Raw genomic sequence first — 10,567 nt, 5'->3', positions numbered from 1 at the left:
TTGACTCAATTGGTCTTGCAGTTGACGATACAAGAGGGGTGTTTCCATGAGACTGGCCTTGAGTTGGGGAATTCAAGCCTCTCATGAAATGCCCCTTCCCATCTACCCTGTCTCATTTGGGACTCCTTTCACAACAACCCTTTCAGGACTTTTCTGCACCACCAAGGGTCTACCGTCGAACTCCCTGGCAGCGTCTTTTTACGCCAGGGCCGAGCCTTGACAGGTAGAGCCCCGCCAAGGGGAACCCCATGCTTAGAGCTTTTTGTTGCAGTCTGAGCCCCCGACTTAAATATCCCAATCGCTGAGAGGTCTGCGACAGCTACTGGGGCCGCTACGCGATGTCTAGCCCGGTAAGGATTGCCTGTGGGGCCAATGGTCGGAGCCAGGACACAGACCCTGCCAACTCCAAGCACCTCGCCCACATGCAGGCCACCAGGCTCTAGGGCAAAGTTGGTAAAGTCTTTAGGGTGATCCAGTTGCACCACAAAATGCCACCCGCCCCGATGGGTCTGCTCTGCGTAGGTCTGCTTCAGGTGAGGATGGGTCTCAGCCCACGCTAAAACGGCGGCATCACAAGCGTCTTTTGAGCCAAAATTTTTAACATCGAAGTCAATGAACACGGTGCGCTCATTGCCCAGCGTGGCAATTCCATTCTGGGGATTGGAAAACCAGGCTTCCAGCTCACTAGGCTCAGGCATTCTCGTCTGAAAGTCCCGATGATTGACAATGTGCGGATGGCCGTCGGCATCCAGGTAGCTAGGATTCTTACCGGTAAATCTAGAGACCGGGCAGAGCTTCCCATCAACTTCAACCAAGGGGATATGGCAATAAATCTCCCTGTTCGGGCGGTCAGGATTTACCTTGGGATACTGGTAAGCATCCTGCTCCGGTGCAATGGGGAGCGGCGGTAGGTTATTGTTCAACAACCAATTCGCGACATCCTGCACGGATGGCGGCTTGGGCCATGACGATAATTCGTTCATCTGTATAGACGCTACCTATCATGAACAGACGCTAGATTGTTTTGCTGGTTCTTAGTTTGTGCCGCCACGAACTGTCGAACCTTAGATACCTGGACACCGAACTTGCGGGCATCCTCAGCAGTCAATCCGTTACCGTGCAATGCCCTACTTCCCTTGGCTTTAAAGATTTCGCCTCGCTCTGTCGCCGAAACGGCGATCTCATCTCCCTGACTGAGAAGGGTATAGGTCTTGCCAGCAAAGACTTTTGAGCCATCGGGCTGATCTTGCCCTAACTGAGATAACAGGTATTTAGACTGGGCCAAAACATTAGCGATCTGCTGGAGATGGGCTTTTTGGTCGTGCTGGCGCGTCATTCTGTCTACGTCGCCATACGCCCCCTCATGCCCCAATTTGATCGCCTGGCCGATCTGCTCAATGCGATCCAGGTGCGACGGCGATCGCCCCAAGGCCCGCGCATGGGAATACCATTCACGCAAATCTTTAAGCAAAGCTTGGCTCTGTCCCGGATCTGCTAGGGCAGCTGGTGACACCTCGGCACTGGTTCGCTAACAGGAGGTGGATGGCTGAAAGCCTTGCTGGACAAGTGTTTTTATGATTGCAGGTTAAATCGCTTTAAACCATGTCTGCATAAGGGTTTTGGAGTTTCATCACCGATTAAGAGACCAGTGCCCAACCCTGTGCTGCTGGATTTTCTCAAAGAAAATTAAGCCACAAAAAAGGCACTGAAATTGTCATGGCATTGGTAAATGAAAAGATGAATCAGGCAGGAACAGGGATATCCCCAAACTTGAGATAGTGAATCAAGAGTCGTACAGAATGCCTGAGCATATCGAGGGACTTGGAGTAGCACAATGTTTTACGGTGCAGCCGAGCCAAGTAGTGACGCAGCCGAGTATTCTCTCCTTCTACCCGGATCATGTAAGTCTTGCTCACAATCTGATCGCCTTCTGGGATAAACCCAGGATAGACAGGATTGCCATCACTGACCCAGAAATAGCACTGCCAGAACTCAATGCTCTGCCAGAGCAACTGAAAGGTCTGAGCACTATGGTCGCCGATGACCCATCCCAAAATACCGGCTCGAAAATGGTCAACCGCCGTCCAAATCCAGACCTTGTTCTTTCGCTGTCCGACAAAGGTTTCTAGCTCATCGAGTTCTCCGACGTGCGGAATCTCCTCAGGGTCATAGGCGTCGGGTAACCGTTCCCCGACTTGCTTCACCCAATTCAGCAAACTGGTGTGGGCAATCCCCGTGACTCGACTCATGCTTCGAAAGCCCATGCCGTTGACAGGGGCATCCCTTCAATTCATCTTTTCATTTACCAACGCCTGACCAACAGCACTACGGCAAGGACAAACAGCATCCCCAAGGGAACAAGCAGTACAGTCAATTCTGGGTTGGCCATGGTTCAAACCAGCACTGCTTCGACGGGCCGCCGGGGCGACCTGGGCATCTCTGGCCCCCGGCCAAACCGCACCACCAGGTCGGGCCGTCCCGAGCTCAACCCCAGGGCCTGGGCAAACTCAGGCCGCAGGGCCGCTTCTTCCACGGGCTGATTCAAAAACGCATTACGAATGCCTAAGGCCGTGGCTTGCAGGGCAAAGCGCTCATAGCAGCGGCCCACCTCCACCCAGTGGGTCGGGTCGCTAGGCTCGGACACAAATACCGCCACTCCGGCTGAACTTCGCAGTTGGCGAATGCACTTTTCATTTTCTGGCCCTGGCCGCAGCACCAGGGGCAAAATCAGCCGCCCCAACCAGCGCGGCAACGATGGATTCCCGGAGGCAGCACTATACAGTCCATCCCCCTGGCGTTCTGCCTCCGCTCGGTTGAAGCGAATCCAAGCCATCAGTTCTTGCACAAAGGCGGGGTTGTTGAGCTGGGCGGTGTTGCCCCGCACCACAAACTCCTCCACCCTGGCCAACTCAGCTGGACTCGTCAGCATCACCACTCGCACCTCCGCTCCTGTGCCTGCCGCTGCTAACAGCTCCAACTCCTCTGGGGGCAGGGGCTGGCTGTCGTACTCTGTGCGGCTACATTGGCGCTGGGCGATCGCCTCAGCCAGCGGAGTGCTCTCTGGTTCGCAGGGGGCAAACGTAATATGGACAGCGCCATCTCCAACTCGATCAAACCTCACCTGCCCCGCCAGTCCGTGGACCTTAGCGGCTTGCAAAATGTTCTCCGCCGCGCAGCCGAGAGAGACGTAGAGGTGATGATCATCGGGATCAACCACGGGGCAGCGGCGGGAGAGATCGGGCAGAATGGCAATGCTTTGCTCATCCACCCGAAACCGCCAGCACTGGGTGTTGTGGCTAGAAGCAGCCAGGGTGCCGTAGCGAACCAAGTCCTGCAGGAGGCGGGCGTTATCCATAGGAATGCCTCTGGGTAGAGAAACTATCGATCAGCGATAGCGGGCTCGATCAATGCGTCACATCGGTTCCACTGGCCTGCATCATCGGCAGCAGCCCCTGCAGTTTCCAGCGCATATTGCCTCGGCCATCCACCAGGCGATCGGCCCCAAAGATGGGCAGCCTCTGCACCCACGAGGCCTGCAACCATGGCCCCAACACCGTTGCCATGGTCAAAATCAGCACTGAGCCGATGGCAAAGGAGACCTGATGGGCTAAACCATTCCCCAGGGCAGGCACCAACCAGAGAATACGGGCTGTTCCATTGAGGCTTTCGACTAGGATAAACATCAGCCAGATGACCAAGCTTTTGAGAACCACCCGAGGCACCCCGCAACGATCAGTCGCTGAGTAGGATTACTTAGTATTGTAGGGCGATCGCCCCAGCCCCGACCGAGACCGACTCAAAACTTATACCCTCAGTTCATACGAAAAGTGCTGATTTAATGCTTTTGTCGCGATCGGTGGCGTTTTGTTGAGCCGGGACCGCCTGCCGCAGGGCGATCGCACCCCCATCTGTATCCCTCCCCAGTCTCCCTAGGTCTACTCAAGCCAGCGCTGACGCAAAACCTCAACCGCACTGGCTAACCCCTGCTCTGCTCGAATGATCGCCCAGTCTTGGGGCTACGGCCAATCGAGATAAGAGTCTTGTCAATCCTTTTGACAAAGATGTCCCCCTATTCCCTAACAATCAGTATCAAGACCCGCTGATTCATTGGGGCTGGCCTGCGGACTGCCGCACGCCGTAGGCCAGCATCGCCCCGGCTATCTGGGTGGCCTCCGTGGTGCCTGGTTTGAGTCGGTAGCTGGGGGCTACAATGGGTTCCACCGCCTGCACCTGCACCACAAAAATGCTGTGAATCGGAAACATCCCCTGGGTGAGGCGCAGCAGCGGGGCCTCTAGCTCAGGGTAACAGCGATCGCTAGGCCGCACCACCTCGGCGGTGCCCTTGAGCTTATAGCCCTTTTGCACAAACACCTCCACAAAGCTCAGGCAAACCTGGGGATTGCTACGAAGGTTGCGATCGCTCTGCGGTGAGGCAATATTCGCCACCAGCACCGTACTCGACCCGTGGGCGCAGAACACCTCTTTGGGCGACACATTCGGTGCACCCAACCCATCCACCGTGGCCAACCAGCACAACACACTGCGATCAATGTACTCCAATACCTCGTCGCTAAGCATCGACTGAAAACCTCACTGACAGCCCTTCAGGTTCAATTATACGAAGCTGCAACGCCTGGACTCGACGGTCTACGTTACCTCGGTTCCAAGACTGGCTCCGCCCATCGTCACCAGGGTTCAGGTTTCCGGAGCTGCAAATAATGTGGCGGCTGAACGAGTTAATGGCCCGGCATGGGGTATCGGGTAAGGCGCTGGCTGATGAGCTGGGCATTGGCACCAATGCGGGGGTGGCCCCATAGCGCGATCGCGGCGGCTTTCCTCAACTGTCCCATCAAGACCCCCATCGGCACCGCTGGCCCGTGGGGGTTCTTTGACATAAAATTTTATATACCGGTATAAATTTACTGACTGCTATAATTGAACCCACAGACGATGCCGTTATCATTCAACTGTCCATAGCTATGGCTTCGAAATTATCGCAGCGATGGAGCAGCGGATCGAAAAGGGCGATCGCACCAAACTGACTAAAAAAGAGTTGGAGGAGTGGATCGCGATCCTCCTGGCTCGATTGGTGGAGATGAATGGCCCTGGGCACCGACACAAAGGCGGCGATTGACCGGCTCTGTGCGGCGGAGTAGGCGCTTAAGGGGGGTAAACGTCTCCTCAATTTTCGCGTAATCGCCAAAAGATCTCAAATGGGCTCTATATAAAAGGCTCTGGCTCTTGCAACAACTGTTCAGCGGCTGTTGCGGGCAGGGGTTTAGAAAACAAGTATCCCTGGCCATAGTGACAGGGTAAGGTTTGCAAGAGTTGAAGCTGCGGTAGAGTTTCAATACCTTCTGCGACTGTAGACAGATTAAGGCTCTCAGCTAAATTAATAATCCCTTGAGTAATCCTTTGCAAAGACGGATCTAAATCTAACGATCTGATAAAAGACTGATCAATTTTAATCACGTCAATGGGAAACCGATGCAGGTAGGAGAGAGAAGAAAACCCGGTACCAAAGTCGTCTAGGGCAATATGGACTCCCAACTGTTTGAGTCCTTTGATACACTCATCAACCGCCTTACCATAGCCAACAAAGACGTTCTCCGTAATTTCGAGGCAAATTTGCTGAGGTTTAACAGCCGTTTCATTGAAAATGATCTTTAGATTATTTAAGAAGTCGTCATGAATCATAAATTCGGGAGAGATGTTGATGTGAAAGCGAAAAGACGGATCAATGTCAAATTGGGCTGCCCACTGGCTGAGCTGATGGCAAGCCTGTTCTAAAATCCAGCTTTCCAACCTAATCATTAAACGTGAGCTTTGCATCAACGGCAAAAACTTGAAGGGTGTCAATAAGCCGTGTTGAGGATGCTGCCAGCGCACCAAAACTTCAAAGCCAACGAGTTTTCGATCTGACAAATTGACAATGGGTTGATAGTACAGCACAAATTCCTGGCATCTGAGGGCTTGGCGTAAGCTAATTTTTAGCTCTACCTGCTCAATTCGTTCGGTGCGCATACCAGGGTCAAATACTTGAATATTTCCTGGCCCCTGGCGCTTGGCCAAATACATTGCGATGTCGGCATTTTCAAGAATAGATGTCTGGCTATCCCATGGATCTTCAGGAGAGTAAAAGGCAATCCCAATGCTGGTGGTCGTAGATACTTGAGTGGTCGGCAGAGAAATCGGCACTGAAAGTGCTCCTTGAATGCGAAGCGCAATATCCATTGCCTGCTCTAGCTGGGACGTTTTTTCGAGCAAAATGGCGAATTCATCTCCACCCAAACGCGATACGATATCGCCAGGACGCAAGGCATCTTCTAGACGCCGGGCGACCTCAATTAATACCTGGTCGCCAGCACTGTGGCCAAGGGTATCGTTGACTGCCTTGAAGTCATCTAGATCGAGATATAGCACAGTAAACTGGTACGTAGTATCCCGACTGACTCGTCGGATAAATAGTTTGAGATGTTCCAGAAAAAAGTGGCGGTTGGGTAGTTGAGTCAGAAAATCGAAAAAGGCCTGCTGCTCCAGAGAGGTCTCAGACTGCTTTTGATCGGTGATATCCATTACAGTGCCGTAGAGCCCAATCAGATTCTCAGCGTGATCAAATCGAGGGCGACAGAGGACGTTGACAAACTTGATAGAGTCGTCTAACTGAGAATGAATGCGAAAATCTAAGCTGAAAGAGGTCTGAATCTGGTACAGCTGATTGGCCAGGGATACAAGCTGTGGGCGGTCTTCGCTGTATACCTGACAGAATACATCACCTACCGACGGGACAGATTCTTGAGGGTTGAATCCAGTAATCGCAAATACCTCATCCGACCAGGACATTTGTCCCGTGTTTAAGGTGTAGTCCCAATCGCCCAGCTGCACGACTACCTGAGTCGACTGAGGTTGTTTGGTACTGACGCGCTGCAGCTGGTTTTCAATGTGCTTGGTGCGGGTGATGTCGATACCCACCCCTGTCAGCCCAACAATCTCGCCCTCGAAGTTGCGCTGGGGGGCAAACGTAAGATCAAAAACGCGGGGAGGTCCGCCGGTTCTTAGCTCAAACTCGTAATAACGGGTTTCGCCAGTATCGAGCACATGCTGCTTGAGCTGAATGAGTTCTTCCGCCTCAGCAGCAGCCAAAAAGTCTCGATCGCTGTGCCCCAGCATATCTTCCATACGAAAGCCTGGGACTGGGTTGTGAATCCAGGTGTAGCAGAGGTCTAGATCTTGCGTAAAGAGGACAATCGGCGTGCTTTCCAACGTGGTGCGCAGGAGCATTTCGTTGTGCTGCAATTCCTCCTGGGTCTGTACGAGTTCTGTAATGTCGGTGCCGACCCCTAGAACCTGTTGCACAGCCCCAGTAGCATCTCGGTTAAATACCACATTGCGTTGATAAATCCAGTGCCAGGAACCATCTTTGTGACAGACTCGATATTCGTACCCCAATATTTCACCGATTGGCGCTTGGGTAAGGGCGGTAAAATGGGCCTGGACCTTGGCCATATCCTTAGGATGAATGTGCAGGGCCAGAATTTCTTCCCCATCTTGATAAATTTCATCTGGGGTGTAGCCAAGCAGCGTTTCGATCGCTGAATTAATATAGGTTGTCTTGCCGCTGGGCAGCTCAAACAACGCCAAAATAGCCGGACTCGCCTCAGCAATTTGCTGCACCAGCGCTTTGCTTTCTACGAGATTAGACTGAATCTGTTTTTGTTCTGTGATATCGGTGATGATCGCGCCCACACCCCGCCGCTGGCTGCCTAGCATCACCGGATAGTAAGAGGCTAGCCAGGTTCGTTCGACACTGGGCTGGGCTGGTGTCGTTCCGCTAATTTCAAAGGTAACTGGGCTATTGGTGGTAAGCACCTGCTGAAAATAGTCGCGGACGGTTTCATAAAAGTCGGGCAAGATTTCTGGTACCGGCTGTCCAATGTGGGCCTCAATGGACAAACCGTTAATCGCCGCCAACGTTGGGTTAACTTTGACAAAACGCATCTCTTGATCAAGTAGGCACAAGCCCAAGGGGCTATTCTGGTATAGACTCTCAAGCAGCTGGTTGCTCTGCAGGAGGGCTTCCTGGAACTGTTTCAAATCATTGATGATGACGAGGGTAAGCACAACACCATCGGTTGTACCGTCTTCTCGGCGATAGGGTAGAATCCGCAGGAGCAGGCGATCGCCTGTTTGCAGATTAGTCGCTTCCGTTTCCTGCGAAGTCTGGGTCTCTATCACCTGCTGAATCAGAGCCACTAAATTGTCGATATCTAAATGATTCACCAGTTCCGCCAGAGGTCTGCCGGTGTCGCCGACCCGAAAATTAAAGACTTCAGTGGCGGCCGGAGTAAACTTGCGAATGTTGAGCGCCCGGTCTAAAAAGACTACGCCAATGTCAGTGCTTTGGAGCAGGTTATCAATGTCTGTGGTCAGCTCGCTCAATTGCCGAATGCGCTCGTGGTTGTCGGCGTTGACGGTATAGAGTTCTTCGTTGGCAGACTGCAGTTCTTCATTGGTGCTCTGCAACTCTTCGTTGGAGGCGAGCAGTTCCTCATTTGTCGCTTGCTGCTCTTCGTTGGCGGTTTCTAGCTCTTCAATGCTGGTTTGAAGGTTTTCGCGGGTTTGCTGCAGCTCGTACTCCAGTTCCTGAACATGTCGCGAAATATCAGAGTCGGGGTCAAACTCGGTATCGGACTCCCGCTCGGCTGGTTGGGTCAGGGGCTCCACCTCTAGCAGGACAATCAGCTGTCCTTCAGGGCTAACCGTTTCAGAGTTGACGTTGCCGACCCAGAGATTTAGTCTTTGGCCGGGCTCTAATTCTGTCACCTGAATGGCGCTGTACAACACCGGCTGACAATCGCGCCGAGCCCGATGCAGGGCCGTGCTCAACGGAATCTTGAGAGACGGCAGCACTAAATCGAGCACACTAGTATTCATCTCCCCGAGGGGAAAATCTAACAGCCGGGCTGTATTGAGTAAAATGTGCAGCACTTGAAGGTTGTTGTCAATCAGCAGGCACGTTACCGGAGACTGGCCAAACCGCAGCTTCAACACCTCAGATAGCAGGTGTTCGTAAGGCGATCGCACAGTTTTAGAGGGTCGCGCTAAGGCAAAAGACTGCACCATGGGTGATGCGACCGTACGATTGACGGGTAACTGGACATCCTGCCGTTTGCGGAAAAAATTCCAGTGCTGATTGAGGGTGTCAAACCCATGGGAAAGGGTGCCCAAATGCTCAGAGGGACCTAAAACCAATACCCCTTGGGAGGTTAATGAGAAGTGCAAAAGCTTTAGCACCTGTTCTTGCAGCGAAGCCTGCATGTAGATCAACAGATTTCGGCAGCTTACCAGGTGCATCTGCGAAAAACCTGGATTCTTTGTCAAATCTTGGGAAGCAAATATAACCTGCGTGCGAATGAACTTTTTGATGCGATAGTCACTTCCTTCTGGCGTAAAAAATCGCTCTAGCCGTTCAGCTCCCAGATCTGGCAAAATTTTGCGGGAATAAATCCCCTGGGAGGCAATCAGCAGGGCTTCTTGATCAATATCGGTGGCAAAGAGCTTGACTGGATGGCTCTTTCCCAATCGCTGCATAACTTCGTAGACGGCGATCGCCAGCGAATACGCCTCCTCACCAGTGGAACAGGCGGCGACCCAGAGTCGTAGCGGTTGTTGCGGCTGTAGCGTTTCCAGTAATGCTGGCAAGATGTCTTGCTGCAGCAGGGTCCACATGTCTGGATCACGGAAAAACCTAGTCGCCCCAATCAGCAAGTCTTGCCGAAGATCTTTGACTTCCTCAGGGGTTTCAGCTAAATAGGTCAGGTAGTCTTCAACCGTATCGGCTCTAGAGAGCAGCAAACGATGGACAATACGGCGGTGTAGGGTGCCTGTTTTGTACAGCGAAAAGTCAATGTTCTCCTGTTGCTGCAAGATGTCTAAAATGCGAGTCAACTGCTCATCGGGCAGCAGAGACCCGGCAGTTTCGCCAGCCGTCGCTTGGGTCTCGGTGTAGCGAATGATGTCACAAACGGCTTGGGCCAATGCCTCGGGCGAGAGAATTTCATCAACCAATCCCGAGCTGATGGGGCTGGTCGGCATCGCCCCAAATTGAGCGGTCTCTCGTGACTGCACTAGGGCAATGCCGCCGGAACGACTGATCGCTTTGAGGCCCTCGGTGCCATCGCGTCCGGTACCAGAGAGCACAATTCCAATGGTGCGATCGCCCCGCTCCCGAGCCAGACTCAAAAAGAAATGATCGATCGGATAATTGGCAATGCCTCCCCGACGCTCCTCTAGCTGCAACTGTTGCCCGTGCAGGCTCACAACCATCCCTGGCGGCAGTATATAGATATGGTTAAGCGCCAGCAGCATCTCATGCTCAATGACGCTGACGGATAGTGAGGTGCGCCGCTGTAGCAGTTCCGCCATCGAGCTGGGAAAGTCTATTAGACGACACTGAACGTGGCGGGTGACGACAGCTAGATAGGCGGGAGAGGTGTTCTCCCTGCCCCTTGAGTCATCACTGAGACCGGATCCAATTTAAGCTAATAAGAAAAGACACTGAAGGTAT

8 protein-coding genes and 1 pseudogene are annotated in these 10,567 nt (G+C 52.9%); 1 reads left to right on the top strand and 8 read right to left on the bottom strand.

The genetic code is table 11. The features are described from left to right. Positions 1 to 128: 128 nt before the first annotated feature. The 7 genes and pseudogenes from IQ273_RS24450 to IQ273_RS24420 form a co-directional block, all read right to left on the bottom strand. Complete coding sequence (locus IQ273_RS24450) at positions 129 to 983, bottom strand: bifunctional DNA primase/polymerase (protein ID WP_228053772.1); 855 nt, start codon at positions 981 to 983, stop codon at positions 129 to 131. 11 nt (positions 984 to 994) lie between these two features. Beyond that, entirely contained in the window at positions 995 to 1,471 is a 477-nt protein-coding gene (locus tag IQ273_RS24445) for a hypothetical protein (protein WP_194025756.1), read from the bottom strand. Between the two features lie 271 nt (positions 1,472 to 1,742). After that, positions 1,743 to 2,273 (bottom strand): annotated as a pseudogene (locus IQ273_RS24440) (IS1 family transposase); the annotation flags it as partial. 119 nt (positions 2,274 to 2,392) lie between these two features. Further along, positions 2,393 to 3,355, bottom strand: coding sequence for an Acg family FMN-binding oxidoreductase (locus IQ273_RS24435; RefSeq protein WP_194025755.1), 963 nt, complete (start codon positions 3,353 to 3,355; stop codon positions 2,393 to 2,395). A 49-nt stretch (positions 3,356 to 3,404) separates the two neighbouring features. After that, positions 3,405 to 3,713, bottom strand: coding sequence for a hypothetical protein (locus IQ273_RS24430; protein WP_194025754.1), 309 nt, complete (start codon positions 3,711 to 3,713; stop codon positions 3,405 to 3,407). A gap of 391 nt (positions 3,714 to 4,104) precedes the next feature. Beyond that, positions 4,105 to 4,578 (bottom strand): pyridoxamine 5'-phosphate oxidase family protein, encoded by a 474-nt coding sequence (locus IQ273_RS24425; RefSeq protein WP_194025753.1) that lies wholly within the window; start codon positions 4,576 to 4,578, stop codon positions 4,105 to 4,107. Positions 4,579 to 4,736: 158 nt separating this feature from the next. After that, positions 4,737 to 4,895: a hypothetical protein gene (locus IQ273_RS24420; RefSeq protein WP_194025752.1), complete on the bottom strand. Its 159-nt coding sequence runs from the start codon at positions 4,893 to 4,895 to the stop codon at positions 4,737 to 4,739. Between the two features lie 107 nt (positions 4,896 to 5,002). Between IQ273_RS24420 and IQ273_RS34520 the strand changes: the two genes are divergently transcribed. Beyond that, positions 5,003 to 5,134, top strand: a complete 132-nt coding sequence (locus IQ273_RS34520) for a hypothetical protein (RefSeq protein ID WP_255534674.1) — start codon at positions 5,003 to 5,005, stop codon at positions 5,132 to 5,134. 86 nt (positions 5,135 to 5,220) lie between these two features. Here IQ273_RS34520 and IQ273_RS24415 read toward each other — a convergent pair whose 3' ends face one another. Beyond that, positions 5,221 to 10,443 carry an EAL domain-containing protein gene (locus IQ273_RS24415; RefSeq protein WP_313898233.1) on the bottom strand — a complete coding sequence of 1,741 codons (5,223 nt, stop codon included), beginning with the start codon at positions 10,441 to 10,443 and terminating at the stop codon, positions 5,221 to 5,223. Positions 10,444 to 10,567: the final 124 nt, after the last annotated feature.

Origin of the sequence: Nodosilinea sp. LEGE 07298 (assembly GCF_015207265.1) — a bacterium.
GTDB lineage: Bacteria > Cyanobacteriota > Cyanobacteriia > Phormidesmidales > Phormidesmidaceae > Nodosilinea.
The sequence above is the reverse complement of the archived record's forward strand: the minus strand, read 5'-3'. Positions and strand labels throughout refer to the sequence as shown.